The sequence below is a fragment of the Actinomycetospora aeridis genome (assembly GCF_037400275.1).
In the GTDB taxonomy this organism is placed as follows: Bacteria; Actinomycetota; Actinomycetes; order Mycobacteriales; family Pseudonocardiaceae; genus Actinomycetospora; species Actinomycetospora aeridis.
The window spans coordinates 66,036-80,962 of record NZ_JBBEGL010000003.1 but is presented as its reverse complement, the minus strand read 5'-3'; the positions used below and the strand labels follow the sequence as shown (position 1 = coordinate 80,962).

Annotated in this window: 15 protein-coding genes; 10 read left to right on the top strand and 5 right to left on the bottom strand. The window is 75.4% G+C overall.

Annotated features, from left to right (window positions below):
* Positions 1 to 68: 68 nt before the first annotated feature.
* From nagA to WCD41_RS10875, 8 genes are all read left to right on the top strand, one after another.
* The gene (gene nagA / locus WCD41_RS10910; RefSeq protein WP_337713453.1) at positions 69 to 1,184 is read left to right on the top strand and encodes an N-acetylglucosamine-6-phosphate deacetylase; all 1,116 of its coding nucleotides are present in this window, start codon (positions 69 to 71) and stop codon (positions 1,182 to 1,184) included.
* Between the two features lie 137 nt (positions 1,185 to 1,321).
* Complete coding sequence (locus tag WCD41_RS10905) at positions 1,322 to 2,566, top strand: glycosyltransferase family 2 protein (protein ID WP_337713452.1); 1,245 nt, start codon at positions 1,322 to 1,324, stop codon at positions 2,564 to 2,566.
* Positions 2,567 to 2,598: 32 nt separating this feature from the next.
* Positions 2,599 to 2,778 carry a hypothetical protein gene (locus WCD41_RS10900; RefSeq protein ID WP_337713451.1) on the top strand — a complete coding sequence of 60 codons (180 nt, stop codon included), beginning with the start codon at positions 2,599 to 2,601 and terminating at the stop codon, positions 2,776 to 2,778.
* Positions 2,779 to 2,782: 4 nt separating this feature from the next.
* Positions 2,783 to 3,607, top strand: a complete 825-nt coding sequence (locus WCD41_RS10895) for a polysaccharide deacetylase family protein (RefSeq protein WP_337713450.1) — start codon at positions 2,783 to 2,785, stop codon at positions 3,605 to 3,607.
* Positions 3,604 to 5,115, top strand: a complete 1,512-nt coding sequence (locus WCD41_RS10890; RefSeq protein WP_337713449.1) for a lanthionine synthetase LanC family protein — start codon at positions 3,604 to 3,606, stop codon at positions 5,113 to 5,115. Before WCD41_RS10895 ends, WCD41_RS10890 begins: the two co-directional genes overlap by 4 nt.
* A 105-nt stretch (positions 5,116 to 5,220) precedes the next feature.
* The gene (locus WCD41_RS10885; RefSeq protein ID WP_337713448.1) at positions 5,221 to 5,733 is read left to right on the top strand and encodes a CvpA family protein; all 513 of its coding nucleotides are present in this window, start codon (positions 5,221 to 5,223) and stop codon (positions 5,731 to 5,733) included.
* Positions 5,730 to 6,812, top strand: a complete 1,083-nt coding sequence (locus tag WCD41_RS10880) for a hypothetical protein (RefSeq protein ID WP_337713447.1) — start codon at positions 5,730 to 5,732, stop codon at positions 6,810 to 6,812. Before WCD41_RS10885 ends, WCD41_RS10880 begins: the two co-directional genes overlap by 4 nt.
* A 48-nt stretch (positions 6,813 to 6,860) precedes the next feature.
* Complete coding sequence (locus WCD41_RS10875; protein ID WP_337713446.1) at positions 6,861 to 7,682, top strand: hypothetical protein; 822 nt, start codon at positions 6,861 to 6,863, stop codon at positions 7,680 to 7,682.
* Positions 7,683 to 7,685: 3 nt separating this feature from the next.
* Here WCD41_RS10875 and WCD41_RS10870 read toward each other — a convergent pair whose 3' ends face one another.
* The gene (locus tag WCD41_RS10870; RefSeq protein ID WP_337713445.1) at positions 7,686 to 8,357 is read right to left on the bottom strand and encodes a maleylpyruvate isomerase family mycothiol-dependent enzyme; all 672 of its coding nucleotides are present in this window, start codon (positions 8,355 to 8,357) and stop codon (positions 7,686 to 7,688) included.
* Between the two features lie 147 nt (positions 8,358 to 8,504).
* Here WCD41_RS10870 and WCD41_RS10865 point away from each other — a divergent pair, with 147 nt between their 5' ends.
* Positions 8,505 to 8,993, top strand: a complete 489-nt coding sequence (locus tag WCD41_RS10865; protein WP_337713444.1) for a MarR family winged helix-turn-helix transcriptional regulator — start codon at positions 8,505 to 8,507, stop codon at positions 8,991 to 8,993.
* Between the two features lie 9 nt (positions 8,994 to 9,002).
* On the opposite strand, the gene WCD41_RS10860 is transcribed toward WCD41_RS10865, so the two are convergent.
* Together WCD41_RS10860 and WCD41_RS10855 are read right to left on the bottom strand one after the other, a co-directional pair.
* Complete coding sequence (locus tag WCD41_RS10860) at positions 9,003 to 9,215, bottom strand: hypothetical protein (RefSeq protein ID WP_337713443.1); 213 nt, start codon at positions 9,213 to 9,215, stop codon at positions 9,003 to 9,005.
* 58 nt (positions 9,216 to 9,273) lie between these two features.
* Complete coding sequence (locus tag WCD41_RS10855) at positions 9,274 to 10,887, bottom strand: MFS transporter (RefSeq protein ID WP_337713442.1); 1,614 nt, start codon at positions 10,885 to 10,887, stop codon at positions 9,274 to 9,276.
* A gap of 87 nt (positions 10,888 to 10,974) precedes the next feature.
* Between WCD41_RS10855 and WCD41_RS10850 the strand changes: the two genes are divergently transcribed.
* Entirely contained in the window at positions 10,975 to 11,607 is a 633-nt protein-coding gene (locus WCD41_RS10850) for a VOC family protein (RefSeq protein ID WP_337713441.1), read from the top strand.
* Positions 11,608 to 11,611: 4 nt separating this feature from the next.
* Here WCD41_RS10850 and WCD41_RS10845 read toward each other — a convergent pair whose 3' ends face one another.
* The gene (locus WCD41_RS10845; protein WP_337713440.1) at positions 11,612 to 12,394 is read right to left on the bottom strand and encodes a GAF and ANTAR domain-containing protein; all 783 of its coding nucleotides are present in this window, start codon (positions 12,392 to 12,394) and stop codon (positions 11,612 to 11,614) included.
* Positions 12,395 to 12,754: 360 nt separating this feature from the next.
* Positions 12,755 to 14,437, bottom strand: a complete 1,683-nt coding sequence (locus WCD41_RS10840; RefSeq protein ID WP_337713439.1) for an HNH endonuclease signature motif containing protein — start codon at positions 14,435 to 14,437, stop codon at positions 12,755 to 12,757.
* Between the last annotated feature and the right edge of the window lie 490 nt (positions 14,438 to 14,927).

Here is a 14,927-nt window from a genome sequence, read left to right as displayed (position 1 = left end):
CGGTAGGCATCGGCGGCGCGAGCCCGTGTCCGCGGGACACGGGTCGGCCCGGTCACCACACTGACCCCGTGCGACTGGGCGTCTCGGGAGCGGTGGTCGACGGGGCGTGGTGCCCGGGCGACGTCGAGGTGACCGGCGGCCGCGTCGCCGCCGTCGGCCTCCCGCCCGCGCGGGGCGGCGTGATCGCGGTCCCGGGGCTGGTCGACCTGCTCTGCCACGGCTACGCCGGCATCGACCTCGCCACCGCGTCGGTCGAGGAGGTCGCCGTGGTCCGGGACGCCGCGGCCCGTGACGGCACGACCGCCCTGTGCCCCGCGCTGCTCACCGACGACCCGGGCCGCACGGCCGCCGCGCTGGGCCGGCTCGACGTCGCCCGGACGCGCACGAGCGGCGGCGCCCACCTCCTCGGCGCCCACCTCGAGGGCCCGTTTCTCGCCCCGGCGCGGATCGGCACGCATCCGCCGGAGCACCGCCGCGACCCCGACGTCGCCCTGCTCACCCGGCTCCTCGACGCCGGCCGGGTCGACGTCGTCACCCTCGCCCCCGAGCTCCCGGGCGCCGACGCCCTGGTCGCGCTGCTCCGGGCCCGCGGCGTCGTCGTCTCCGCCGGGCACAGCGACGCCGATGCCGCGGCCGCGCACGCGGCGGTCGACCGCGGCGTCACGGCCGTGACCCACCTGTTCAACGCCATGAGCGGGCTGGCCCACCGGGCACCGGGCCTCGCGGCCGTCGCGCTGACCCGGCCCGAGGTCGTCGTGACGCTGATCGGCGACGGCCACCACGTCGCCCCCGAGATGCTGCGGCTGGCGGCGGCCGCCGCCCCCGGCCGGTGGGCGCTGGTCACCGACGCCACCGCGGCGACCGGGATGCCCGACGGCCCGTTCCGGCTGTCCGGGGTCCCGGTGACGCTCGCGGGCGGAACGGTCCGCAACGCCGCGGGCGGGCTCGCCGGCGCCGCCGCGCCGCTGCTCCGCGGCGTCCGCACGCTGGTCGACGCCGGCGTGGGCCTCGTCGAGGCGATCGGCGCCGCGACGACCGTTCCGGCGCGGCTCCTCGGGGCGCGGGACGTGGGGTGTCTCACCCCGGGCGGGGCGGCGGATCTCGTCCTCCTGGACGAAACACTCAGCGTCACGCGGGTGCTCGTCGACGGCCGGGTGATGGACGCGACAACCACTACTGAGTGACACGCAGACATCGCTCGCGACACCCGATTTCTCACGATGGTGTAACGAATTCCGATCTGTGTACGGTATGCCCGGCGGAGCCCCTACCGATCGGGTGACGGCGCTCCGAGGACGGATCATCGACCGGGTGAGGTGACGTGGCGACCAGCCAGGCAGTGCGGACCGGACTCCCCACCGGCACCGGCACCCCCCGACGCCCGGCCCGTCGCTCCAGCGACCCGGACGCGCCGACGATCCAGCTGCGCACCGCTATCGCGCCCCCGGCGGCGACGAGCACTCCCGCCAGAGCGCCCCTGAAGGCCTCCCGCGCCACCGCCACGAAGCCACGCCGCTCGACCACCACGACCGTCGCGGTCCTCGTCCCGGCGCACAACGAGGAGGAGGGGATCGCGGCCACCGTCGAGGGCCTGCTGGGGCAGGAGATCCCCGAGTGGCTCGAGATCTCCGGGATCGTGGTCGTCGCGAACAACTGCACCGACCGCACCGCCGAGATCGCCCGCCGCTACCCGGTCACCGTGCTCGAGATGGAGCACAACCCGGACAAGAAGGCCGGCGCGCTCAACCGCGGCTGGCGCGTCGCCGCCCAGGACGCCGAGTTCGTCCTGACCATGGACGCCGACACCGTGCTGCTGCCGGACACGGTGGCGGCGATGGCGTCGGAGCTGCGGTCGAACGTGGTGCTGGGCGCGGTCTGCGCCCGGTACTGGGCGACGCCGGGCAAGGGCCTGGCGTGGCGGCTGCAGCGCCTCGAGTACGCCCGCTACGACGACCTGCGCGACCTGCGCGGCTGGCGGGTCTCGGTGGCCAGCGGCGCGGCGGCGATGTACCGGGGCGCGGCCCTGGCCGCGGCCGCGAAGGCCCGCACCGCCGGCGAGCCGTGGGACGGGTCGTCGCTGATCGAGGACTACGCGCTGACCCTCGAGCTCAAGGCCCTGGGATGGCGGGTCGCCGCGGCGCGGCACGCGCACGTCTACACGACGCCGCCGGACACCTTCCGCGCGCTGTGGACCCAGCGGCTGCGGTGGGGTCGCGGCGGGATGGACGAGTGCCTCAAGCGCGGCTGGTCGACCTCGACGCGCAAGGACATCTTCGCGTACGGGCTGTTCGGGTTCAGCGTGTTCTTCCGCGTGCTGTTCCTGACGATGCTCGCCCTCATGATCATCTACGCGGTGCCGTTCCGGTACGCGCTGATCGGGCTCATCCCGCTCGCCGTCATGTGGCTGGAGCGGGTGACCTCGATGTGGCGGCTGCCGGGACGGTCGTTCACCGACGTCGCGCTGGTCGCGATCGTGCTGGTGGAGGACTTCTACGGGTTCTTCCTGGAGTGGTGCGCGGTGGTGGCCGCCTGGCGGTGCCTCAACGCCCGGCGCCAGGCCTGGTAGTCAACAGATCCGGAAGGGGACGGAGCGCAGGGATGTACGGCGAGCACTCGATGTACCTCACGAGCGGGGTCGGCGGCGGGACCACCGGTCTCGCGCTGGCGGCGGCCACCGGCATCAACGCGATGGCGGCCGTGCTGATGGCGGTGACCGTGGTGTTCACGGCGATGCTGCTCGTGCGGATCGTGCGCCGCGGCGCCCGTCTGCGCCGCTGAGCGCGTGTCGTTCGACGACCGGCGCCGCAACGTCCGTTCGCTGCTGTTCTTCGCCGTGGCCCTGCTGGGCACGGTCGTGATCTCGTTCGTCGGCTCGTTCGCGGGCGCCGCCGACCGCGGCGAGCTCGCCCTCGGGCCGCGCTACACGGCGACCGCGTTCGACCGTGGCCTGCCCCCGGCACCCGACGCCCGGCCCGGGCCGCGGGTCGCCCTCACGTTCGACGACGGGCCGTCGCCCCAGCTCACGCCGTACATCCTGGACGTCCTGGCGGCGAAGCGGGTCCGCGCGACCTTCTTCCTGCAGGGCAACCACTCGGCCGACCACCCGGACATCGTGCGCCGCGTGCAGGCCGAGGGCCACGTCGTCGCCAACCACGGGTGGGAGCACCCGTGGTTCCCGGACCTGACACCCGAGGAGACCGAGGTCGAGATCGCCCGCACGAACCAGGTGCTCACCGACCTGACCGGTGTCCGCCCGACGCTGTTCCGCTACCCGTTCGGGCAGCCCTCCCCCGCCGGCGACGCCGCGCTCGCGCGGCTCGGGATCACGGGCGGGATCCACTGGAAGTGGACGTCGAACCGGGAGGGCGACTTCCAGTGCCCCGGCGCGGACCGGATGGTCGACTACGTCGTCACCGAGGCGGCGGACCAGGCGATGCTGCTGCTCCACGACGCGGGCGACGTGGTGTCGTGCTCCCCCGACCAGCTGCAGTACCTCCCGCGCGCGATCGACGAGCTGCGCGCCCGCGGCTTCACGTTCGGTGTGGTCGCGCCGTCCCCGGAGCGATCGGCGATCAACGCCGGCTCGCCCGCGGCGGTCGTCCCGTGACGCGGCTCCTGCTCCTGGTGCTCGCCGTGGGGCTGCTCGCGGCCGGCTGCGCCGCGGCGCCCGCCGAGGAGCCCCCGCCCGGGACGAGCCCGCAGTCGGCCGACCCGGCCCTCCCGACCGCGTTCGCCAACCGTCTCCTCGACGACGCCGTGCCCGACCCGCTCGGCGCCGACACGCCGGCGGAGGTGTCCGGGGCCCGCGCCTGGACCAGCGCGATCCAGGCGCCGAACCGCCAGACCGACCGCGACGTCGGCGCGGCGGGCGTGGCGCACGGGTTTCTCGCGCTGGCCGCGGCGACGCCCGACCCCGCCGCCCGCGAGCGCTGGCTCGGCGGGGCCCGCGCGGCGGGCGACTTCCTGCTCGGCGCCTCCCGCGGCGGCCGGGTCCCCGACTACGTGAACCCCGACGGGCCCGCCGACCGCGCCTACACGTCGTTCGACGACGGCGCCGCGGGCGTCGCCGAGGTGCTGTGGCGGATCGGCGAGGCCACCGGCGACGAGCGCTTCCGCGAGGGCGCGCGGGCCTCGCTGCGGTGGGTGCTCGACCGCGCCGAGGGCGTCGACGGGCTCCCCTGCCCGCAGCGGTGCCGCTGGGCGTGGGCGGACGTGGAGGGCGGCGGCGAGCCCTCCTACCGGCACGGGATGGGCGAGGGCCAGTCCGGGATCGTCTACGCGCTCTCGGTGATGGGCGAGCGCCTGCGCGACCCCGAGCTCACCGCGTACGCCGCGGGCGGCGCGGCGTACCTGTCGAGCCGTCTCGACGAGGACGGTGGCCTGCCCGAGCGCGACGACGAGCCGCGGCGCAACACCGGCTTCCTGTCCGGCACGGCGGGCGCGGCGTTCGTGTTCCTGCGGATGTACCAGGCCACCGGCGACGAGCGGTGGCGCCGCGACGCGGAGTCCGCGCTGGGCTTCCTCGACCGCACGGCGCAGCCCGCCGGGCGGGGGGTGACCTGGCCGATACTGCTCGGCGCCGGGCCGGAGGCCCTCGTCCCCGACAACCCCAACCGGGCCACCGGCATGGAGGAGGGCGCAGCCGGCATCGGCTGGGTCTCCCTGCAGGCCCACGCCGTCCTCGGCGACCCGCGCCACCTCGAGCGCGCCCGCGCCGCGGGGCGCTGGCTCGTCGACGTGTCCCTCACCGAGCCCGTCGGGCGGGCGTGGGCGGAGTTCGAGGGCAGCCCGACCGTGCACACCGCCACCAACAGCGGCGCGGCGGGCACCGGCTGGTTCCTCGACTCGCTGGGCCGCGTCACCGGCGACGACGAGTTCGCCGGCGCCGCGCGTGCCGCCCGCAACTGGCTGCTCGCCGTGGCGACGCCGGAGCACCGGTGGGGCGCGACCCGGGAGGCCGGGACGTGGACGCTCGGCGGGGAACCGTCGTGGCACTGGGGCGCAGCCGGCGTCGTCGGCTTCCTGACGCGGATGGCCGGCGGCCCGGTCGACAGCCCCGGCATGCAGGAGGTGCTCGTCCCCCTCGAGGGCGCCCGGCCCGACTCCGGGAATTAGTTCCCGATCGTCCGGCTCCGGCACCGTCACGGGCGGCGTTGACTCGGTGTCACCCGGCGCCGTGTGCGCAGCGCCGGACACGGATCGAGTGTCGGGAGGCTGCCGGTGACCGTCGTCGACGTCCTGGTGCTCGCGGTGGTGGTGATCGCCGCGCTGCGCGGCTGGCGCCGCGGCGGCACGGGGCTCGTGCTCAAGGCCGCGGGCGCCGTGGCCGGGGTGCTCCTCGCCGGCGCGCTCGCCCGCTGGCTCGTGCCGATGCTGGTGAGCGCCGACGACGGGGTCTCACGCGGCGCGGTCGTCATCGGGGCCGCGCTGATCGGCGCCCTGGTCGGCTGGGGCCTCGGCCGCCGTCTCGGCGACCACCTCGCGCGACGCACCGGCGGCGGGTGGCGCCGTCCCGGGCTGCCCGACCGCGTCCTCGGGGTCGCCGCCCACGGCGCCCTGGCCCTCATGCTGCTCGTCCTCGCCGCCGGCGTGATCAGCGCGATCGGCCCGTCCGGGCTCGGCGACGCGGCCCGGGACAGCACGCTGCTCGGCGCCGCGGCGGAGCACCTGCCGAGCCCGCTGACGCTGCTGCCGGGCGAGGCGCCCACCCTGGCCGACGGGACGCCGCGGTGAGGGGGCCCGCCCCTCGCCTCGCCGGAGCCGGCGCGCTCGCGCTGCTGCTCCTGATCTGGCTGGCGTCCGGCTCGTTCCTCACCGCCCTGCTCGTCGTGGTGCTCGTCGCCGCGACCGCCGGCGGCGCCTGGCTGGTCGTGTCCTGGAGCGGCCGCACGTCCCGCGGACACGCCGGGGGCCCGTCCCCGGTGGCGGACGCCCTGCCCACCGCCGACCTCGGGCCGGCCTCGGCCGGCGAGCGGGTGCGCCGCACGCTGCGCGGCATGCTCGGGCGGCCGTGGGTGCAGGGCGACGGGCTGGTCCGCGCGGCGGCCCGCCGGCTCGCCTCGGAGGAGGCGCTGGTCTGGACCCCGCGCGGCCAGCGGGTCGCCGCACCGCACCTGTGGGTGGAGTTCCACCCCGACGACCTGGCCGACGTCGCCGCCCGCTGGCCGCTCGAGGTGCTCGCCGACGAGCTGCTCAGCGGCTACCTCGAGCACGCCCGCAGCAGCGAGGCGCGCCGGATGGCCGAGCGCACGTTCCTGCACCTGCTCGCGGGCACCGACGTCCCCGTCGGGCGCGTGCTCGTCACCGCCGCGTTCTCATGTCCCGCCGCGACACCCGCGGCGACCACGTCCGCGACCGACCCGACCCCCTCGTCGGTGTCGTCGCCTGCCGCCCCGGCGGGTCCCCCCTCCCCGCCGGTGCCCGGCCCGGCCGCGCCGGGGGCAGCCGGCCGTCCGGGTCCGGCGCTGCCGGTGTCCCCGGTGGCAGCACCGCCTCGGCCGGCCCCGGCGCGGGGGCCGGCGGGGGGTTCCCGGAACTCTGTCGGGGGGTTCCGGGGAACTGGTCCGCGCGGGGCGCCGGTGCGGCCCGTCGAGCCGGGGACCGCCGTGCACGGGGCGCCCGGCACCCGCGGCTCCCGCGGTCGTGACGGCGCCACCGTGACGTCCCCGACGACGCCCGCGCACCTCGGCGGCGGCACGCAGGTCGCCGCCCGCCCGACGGTGGCCGAGCGGGTCGTCGCGACCGTCCGGGGCGGACGGCCCGGAGTAGGCTGGCGTCGGCCGGCGGACCCCCGCCGCGGCGGGGGCGAGTGAGGACTCGACCCTGACCCGACTCCGGGAACCGGCCGACCGGGAGGTGGCGTGACGCGACCCGCCGCACGCCCACCGCGGTCCGCCCACGCCCACTCGCCCCGGCTGCCCGTCGGTGGCCTGGCGGTGCTCGACGTCCGCACCGAGCACACGCAGTCGGTGCCGTGGGGCGAACGGATCACCATCGGGCGCGGCGACGCCACCGGGCGCGGCGGTGGGGCGTCCCGGCACGTCCCGGTCCCCGACGACCGTGTCTCGCGGCTGGCCGCCGAGATCGAGGTCCGCGACGACGCCTACCTGATCATCAACCGCCAGCGACACGGCGGGCTGCTGACGCTGTTCGTGCCGGGCGTGCCGGGCAAGGACCGCATCCGCGTCGGCAACGGGCTGCTCGTCCGCGACGACCGTTCCTCGCTGGGCCTGTGGCTGCCCGACGGCCAGGAGCTCACGCTGGCGCTGCTGCGCTTCGCGCCGACCGCCGGGGCCGGGCCGTCCACGAGCGGCGGGCTCGCGGGCGGGCGCACCATCGACACGTCGCTGCCGACCGCCGAGACGTGGTGGTCGGTGCTGGTGGCCGCGTGCGGTCCGACGCTGATCGTCGCCGCGAACGCCGGGCCGGGCAGCTTCCCGCGCGACGTGCACGGCGACGCCGAGCAGATCGCCGAGTGGCACCGCGCCGAGGGCCGCCCCGCGCCCAGCCCGAAGACTCAGAGCGAGGCCTTCCGTCACGCCCAGCGCTGGCTGCGCGGGCTGCGCCTCAACGACAAGACCCGCGGGTGGCGGATCGCGGTCGTCGAGCAGGTCATCCACCTGCGCCTCGTCACCCTCGACGACGTGCGCCTGCTCTTTCCCAGCCAGATGCCGCGGCGGTGAGCGCTACCCGTCGGTGAGGTCCCGCTCCGGCAGCGGGCCGAGCGTCGCGAACGCCTCGAGGTAGGGCTCGACGTCGCCGCGGACGGTCCACGAGCGCAGCTGCGCGGCCGAGCGCCGGGCCATCAGGGCGCGCGCGAGGTCGAAGTCGGGGGCGCGCAGCTCGACCGCCGCGTCGGCGGGCTCCCCCGCCGAGCACCACGACCACTGCTCCCCCACCAGCGCGATCGGCGGCAGGCCGGGGTCGAGCCGCGGGGTCAGGCGGCCGACGAAGCGGTCGCGCAGCGCGGCGATCGCCGGTGTGTCGCGGCCCCCGGGCTCCTCCAGCGCGCCCCGCAGGTCCTGCTCGTGGATCGTCACGTCGCCGAGGGGACGCGTCCCGTGCTCGGCCATCCAGGCGCGCAGCGGCCCGGCGACCACCTCCCACTCGGCGACGAGCGCGCCGACGTCACGCCCCCGCCGGGCGTCGACCTGTCGTGCGGTCCACTCCTCGTTGTGGTCGTCGGGCTCGTCCCCGGCGATGACGTCGGCCCCGAGCCCGACCATGTGCGAGAGCAGATCCCGCACCGTCCAGTCCGGACAGGCGGGCACCGTCGTCGCGGCCCTCTCCGGCGTCAGCCCGGCGACCAGCGCGACGACACGCTCCTGGGCACGGCTCCACTCCGCGATCTCGTCCACACCGGCGACCCTCCCACCGGCCCCGGGCGGGTGCTCGACGCCCCCGGAACCGACCGAACGCCCGGTGACCGCGTCACACGACCGCTTGTCATCCTCGTGACCGCCGGTAATGCGTTGTGTGTCACTGAGTTGTGTCACAGTAGACGAATGTCACGCGAGGGGGACGCGACGACCTCGGAGGGTGGCCCCGCCACCCCGGCCGTCATACGCCAAGCACCCGGTTACCTGGCCCGACGACTCCACCAGGCCTACACCGCCGCCTGGGCCCGCCGGGTCGATCCGGTGCTCACCGGTCCGCAGTACGCCGTGCTCGTCACGGTCGAGGCCCATCCGAAGCTGGATCAGGGCTCGCTGGCGACCACGGTCGCGCTGGACCGGTCGACCATGGCGGACGTGTGCCGGCGCCTCGAGGACCGCGGGCTCATCGAGCGCACCCAGGCCCCGGCCGACGGCCGCCGCAAGCTCCTCGGGCTCACCACCGACGGTCGCGAGGCCCTCGCGCGGCTGCGCGGGCGGGTGTCCGACCTCGAGAGCGAGCTGATGGCCGACCACGTCACGGGTCTCGGTGAGCTCCTCGAGCACCTCGACGCCCTGTCGCGGCGGTGGGAGACCGTCGCGACCGGACCGGCGTCCTGACGGTCCTGCTCAGCGGCGCTGGGCGCGCATGAGCACCAGGGCGACGCCGACCACGAGCGTCGCGGCCAGGGCGAGCGTGAAGATCGCCCACGGCAGCAGCGCGCCGCTGGCGAGGGCGAAGGCCCCGAAGTAGGCGGTGACCACCGCGTAGAGCACGACCTGCAGGCGGCACAGGAAGCGGTTGCGGTCGGTGTCGCGCGGCGGCCACGTGAAGCCCGGCATGGCGGCACCGTAACCGGTGCCGCCATGCGCGGGACGTCGGGCTCCGAGAGGAAGGACCTCAGGCCGCGGCCGGCTCGGGGGCCGCGTGCCGCGTGTCCGGGGTGTCGTCGAGGGGCTCGGTGGTGTCGGCCGGGTCGGTGGTGTCGGCCGGGTCGGCCGGGTCGGTCGTGTCGGCCGTACCGGTCACCGGCACGTGGCGGAAGGCGACCGTCGCGACCACGGCGAGCCCGACGAAGACGACCGCGCCGAGCGTCGCGGCCACGCCGAGGCCCGCGGTGAAGGCGGACTCGACCGCACCGGAGAGCGCGGGGGTCGGCCCGGCCGCCGCCGCTTCGGTGATGCCCGCCCGCGCGGCGTCGGCGAGCGGGGCCGGCGTCCCGGGCGGGATCACGAGGGCGTCGCGGTAGACCGCGGTCGCGAGGCTGCCGAGCGTCGCGACACCGAGGGCGATGCCGAGCTCACCGCTGGTCTCCGACAGCGCGCCCGCCGACCCCGCCTTCTCCTCCGGCACGGAGCCCACCAGCAGGTCGGTGCCCAGCGCCGTGGGGAGGGCGATGCCGACGGACGCGAGGAGGAAGCCGGCGAGCAGGACCACGGTGCCCCCACCCGCACCGGCGCCGAGCAACCCGACGATGCCGAGCCCGACCGCGCCGATCAGCAGGCCGGCGGCCGTGACCCGCGCCGGGCGGATGCTGCGGGCGAGGCGCGGAGCGAGCAGGGACGCCACCACCATCGCGGCCTGCAGCGGCGCGAGCACCAGGCCGACCGTGAGCACCGACAGGCCCGCGACCAGCTGCAGGAACAGCGTGAGCAGCAGGAACGTGCCGGCCATGACGACACCCCCGCCGACGTTGATGCCCAGGGCACCTGCCGTGGCGCGGCGGCGGAACAGCCGCAGGTCGAGCAACGGGTCGTCGAGGCGCAGCTGACGGCGGACGAAGAGCACGCCGAGGCCGATCCCGACGGCCAGCGCCACGAGCGCGCCGGGCTCCGGGCCCGAGGCCGCCAGCGACTTCAGCCCGTGCACCACCGGCAGCACGGCGCCCAGCGAGAGCGCGACGCTGGCGAGGTCGAGACGCCCGGCGCCGGCGTCGCGCGACTCGGGCAGCAGCACCGGGCCGACCACCAGCAGCAGGATCATCACCGGCACGCCCATGAGGAACGCCGCGCCCCACCAGAACGCCTCGAGCAGCGCCCCGCCGACCAGCGGACCGACCGTCATGCCGCCCATGAAGCAGCTCATCCAGATCGAGATCGCGGTCCCGCGCGCCCGCGGGTCGGGGAACATCGTGCGGATCAGCCCGAGCGTCGAGGGCATCAGCGTCGCGCCCGCGACCCCGAGCAGCGCCCGGGTGGCGATGAGCATGGCGGGCCCGGTCGAGAACGCCGCCGCCACCGAGGCCACCCCGAACGCGGCCGCGCCGATGAGCAGCAGCCGGCGCCGCCCGATGCGGTCACCGAGGGTGCCCATGGTGACGAGAAAGCCGGCGATCATGAAGCCGTAGACGTCCATCGCCCAGAGCTGCGCGGTCGGCCCGAGGCCGAGGTCCGCGGAGAGCGCGGGCAGGGCCAGGTAGAGCACGCTCATGTCGAGGGAGAGCAGCAGCGTCGGCAGCGCCAGGACGGCGAGACCGATCCAGGCGCGGCGTCCCGTCGTCGCGGAGGAGGTCATGGCGGGACGGTAGCAGCGATTGGTCCTAAATCACAACTTACTGCTCTACTTTCAGGACTCTCGGGTGGTCGCCGTACGGTCGGCGCCGTGCCGTCCACCCCTGCCGTCGATCACCTCGTGGTCGCCGCCGACGACCTCGCCCGGGGCGTCCCCGCCCTCGAGGAACGGCTCGGCGTACGCCTCTCCCCGGGCGGTCGGCACGCGCGGTACGGCACTCACAACGCCCTGCTGGCGCTCGGCGGAGCGACCTACCTCGAGCTGATCGCGATCGACCCCGAGGCCCCGGCGCCGGGTCGGCCGCGGTGGTTCGGGCTCGACTCCGCGTCCGTCCGGTCCCGGCTGGCGGACGGGCCCCGGCTGCTGCACTGGGTGGCGCGTCCGCCGGTGCTGCCGCCGGCCCCCGACGACCACGGGGAGCGCCGGCACCTCACCCGGGACGCGTTGTCGTGGACGCTGACCGTCCCGGCCGACGGGTCGCTGCCCGGCGACGGCAGCGGGCTCGTGCCGTCGCTCATCGTGTGGGAGGGCGCGCACCCGACCGGCGCCCTCGCCGACGCCGGCGTCCGCCTCGACCGTCTCGTGGTGTCGAGTCCCGACGCCGCCGCCCTGCGGCGACGGCTCGAGGCTCTCGGGCTGGCCGGCGCCGTGACGGTCACGGACGGGCCGCCCGCCCTGCGCGCGGAGCTCCGGACGCCGTCCGGGCCGGTCGTCCTGGACTGACGGGTCAGCGTTCGGGCGGGAAGAGGTCGCCGGTCGCGGGCTCGGGCCGGTGGCCGTCGGTGGTCGCCTGGCGCGCCCGGCGTCGGGAGACCTCGCCGACGAGCCAGCGGGCCACGTCGACGAGCTTGAGGTTCGTGCTCTGCGAGGACTCGACCAGCATCTGGAACGCCTCGGTCTCGCCGACGACGAAGCGTTCCATGAGGATGCCCTTGGCCTGACCGATGACGTCGCGGCTGTCGACGGCCCGGCCCAGGTGGACGGCCTGCTCGCTGCCGTGCAGGAGCATCGCGGCCTGGACCCCGAAGAGCCCGGCGGTCAGCCGTGCCTCGCCGTCGAAGACGTAGGGCTCGGCGGCGTAGAGGTTGAGCGCCGCGCGCATCGTCCCGGTGGTGGCGAGCTGGGCCGACAGCATCGACCGGTAGCCCTTGGCGACCGCTGCCGGCGCGAACCGGGGCCACCGCTCCCCGTCGGGGCCGCCGAGGTCCTGCGCGATGACCACGCCGTCCTCGGTCGGGCTCTCGATGGCGGTGATGCTCGGCCCCTCGTTGAGCTCGCCCTGGAGCCGATCGAGGTCGGAGATGCCGCGACTCGTCGGGTTGCGGGTGTCGACGATCCCGTCCTCGCTGACGGAGATGCCGCCGGCCGTCGCGCCGGGCACCGTGTCGACCGCTGCGGCGACGATTTCCGAGAGCGTCTGTTGGAGATCACGGATGCTCTGTCGCTCGAGCAGGGTCTGGGCTGCCTTGCGCAGAGCGCCGACGAGCTGCTCGGCCTGGCCCGGGTGCACGCGGTGTCCCTCACCTTCCACGGTCGCTACGGGAAGTCGGGGCAGCGCGGGAAGGCGTCGTGCCGTGGGCCTGCCGTGCGCGCGACCGGTCGCCCCCACCCCGGACAACGGGTGCGAGCGGTTGCGCACAACGGAAGGACCTGGCGAGCGCACGGCCTCGGGCCGGCGCCCCGATCCACGAAGCGGCCGTCTGTTCGACCGCGGCGCGAAGATTTTAAGCAGACCGCCCCGGCGTGCGATCGGGGGACACGGCGACATGTCCCCCGACCTCTGGACGGACGTCCGATAGGGGGCGTTGACGGCTCCCGCGGTGCGTTCTGCACCACGAACGCTTCGGTTCTCGAAGCGTTCTCCTGCTCCTCAGAGGGGGACGTGGGGTCGGCCGCCGGGTCGGGGTGTCTGGTCGGTGTCGACGATCCAGGGCGGGGTGAACCAGGGCCGGCCCTCGATCATCTCCATCGTCCAGTGCCGGTGGTGGAGCAGCTGGTGGTGATAGCGGCACAGCAGCACCATGTTCTCCAGCGCGGTGTCACCGCGGTGCCGGTACCACTCGCGCACGTGGTGGGCTTCGCAGCGGCGCGGGCTGCGGTCGCAGCCGGGGAACGCGCACCCCCCGTCCCGCAGGTGCAGCGCGCGGCGGATCGCGTCGGTGGCGGTGCGCTGACGCCGCCCGACGTCCAGCGGCTCCGATTTCGCCCCGAGCACGACCGGGACGATCTCGGCGTCACACGCCCACCGGCGCACGGTGGCGGCGTCCACGGCGTAGCCAGAGTCCAGCGTCCCGAACCCGCCCTGTCCGGGCTGGCCGGGCGTGTCGTTCTGCTCGGCGAGGGCTTCGCAGAGCCAACGGTGGTCGATCGTGACGGTCAGCAGCGCCCGCCCGGGTCCCCCGAGCCAGCCAGTCCTGCCGCGCGTCGTGGTGGTGGTGGAGCGGCGGGGTTCGGGGATCAACGCCCACGGCTCATCAGCACCGGCCGCGTCGCCCTCAGCCTGGGTGCTAGAGCCCGTGCTGTCGCTCTCGCCCGAGTCGCTGTCGCCCGAGTCGCTCTCGCCCGAGTCGCTCTCTCCCGAGTCGCTCTCGCGCGGGTCGTCGGCCGCGGCGGGCTCGCTGTCCTCGGTGTCCTCGGTGTCGGTGTCGGTGTCGGCGGCGGCGGTGTCGGTGTCGGTGTCGGTGTCGGTGTCGGCGTCAGTGTCGGCGGGCTCGCTCGCCTCGGCATTGGCGTCGCTGGTCGCGTCGGAGGTCGCGTCGGAGGTCGCGTCGGTGTCGGCCTGCCCGTGTTCGGCTTCGGTGGCCAGGCCGTGGGGGCGGCGGGCGTCGCGGACCAGCTCGTGCAACGCCTCCATCTGCCGCCGCGCCAGCGGACGCTGATCCTCGGCACCGGCCGGGGCGGAGAGCACGGCGATGACGTTGATGAACGCCTCGGCGTCCATCGGATCGTGCATCGCGCCCTTCAACGCCAAGGAGCCGTCCTTGCGGCGCACCACCAGCAACTCGTCGCGGGAAGCCCCGCCCTCGGGTGGGGCGGCCCCGTCCGGGTCGCAGCGGTCGATGATCTGCTTCGCGAGCTTGTCCAGCATGTGCGGCGCCATCGCCCGCGCCGCCTGAGCCAACGACGCCTCGATCACCACCAGATCCGGCAACGACGGCGCCGCCACCCCCGCCAGCCCAGACAGCCCAGACAGCCCGGCCAGCTTCCGCATCGTCTCCCGGATGATCTTCACGTGTCCCGGGTCGATCAACCCCGCACGCAGCGCATCGCCAGTGGCCGGCAACCGCGCCGGCAGCGGTTCGCCCGCCATGCTCCGGCGCGGGCACAGATCCTGGGCCTCGGCGACCAGCCGCTTCGCCTCCGTCTGGCCGAGGTGGTCCCGATCAGCGATCAACCCGTAGGTCGTGCGGTACCCGGCCCGGGCGGCCATACCGAGCTCGTCGAACTCGGCGATGTCGGCCAGCCGCTGGTAGTACGCCTGCCGATGGGCGATCACGTGGGCGCGTGAGCGGTCCAGGAGCTCCCGCTCGACACCACCCACCCGTTCGCTCATGTGTTCGAATCTAGCCCCGACCCCCGACAGTCCCGGGCCGTTCCGGACAACTCCCCCAAGATTCTTTCGGCGAGTTCCGCGACCCGCACGAACCACAGCCCACGAGCCCTGTCGACCATGCCGAACGTGCCGCTCGCCCCGCCGCGCCGGCGCGCACCGATTCCGGCGAAAGGCGCCCCTCGCCGGTCTATCCGAGCCAAGGTGCCCCTCGCTCAGAACCCCCAGCGCCGGCGAGCGCACTGATTCGGGCGGAAGGCGCCCCTCGCCCCGCCTATCCGAGCGAAGGTGCCCTTCGCTCAACCACCCCGCCACGCGCGACGATCAGGCCGTGCCGTCGTTCGCCGAAGCCCGGGCCCTCGCGGAGACGATGCTCGCCGACCACCTCCCCGATCGTTGGCTCCACCTCCAATCGGTCGCCCGGGAAGCGTTGCGGGTCGCCGAGCTCCCCGAGGTGGACCGCGAGGTCCTGATCCAGGCCGCGGTGCTCCAC

Excerpts from the sequence above, each read along its gene's own strand:
- WCD41_RS10900 (WP_337713451.1), top strand. The coding sequence starts at position 2,599 with ATGTACGGCGAGCACTCGATGTACCTCACGAGCGGGGTCGGCGGCGGG.
- WCD41_RS10865 (WP_337713444.1), top strand. The coding sequence starts at position 8,505 with ATGTCACGCGAGGGGGACGCGACGACCTCGGAGGGTGGCCCCGCCACC.
- WCD41_RS10860 (WP_337713443.1), bottom strand. The coding sequence starts at position 9,215 with ATGCCGGGCTTCACGTGGCCGCCGCGCGACACCGACCGCAACCGCTTC.
- WCD41_RS10855 (WP_337713442.1), bottom strand. The coding sequence starts at position 10,887 with ATGACCTCCTCCGCGACGACGGGACGCCGCGCCTGGATCGGTCTCGCC.
- WCD41_RS10840 (WP_337713439.1), bottom strand. The coding sequence starts at position 14,437 with ATGAGCGAACGGGTGGGTGGTGTCGAGCGGGAGCTCCTGGACCGCTCA.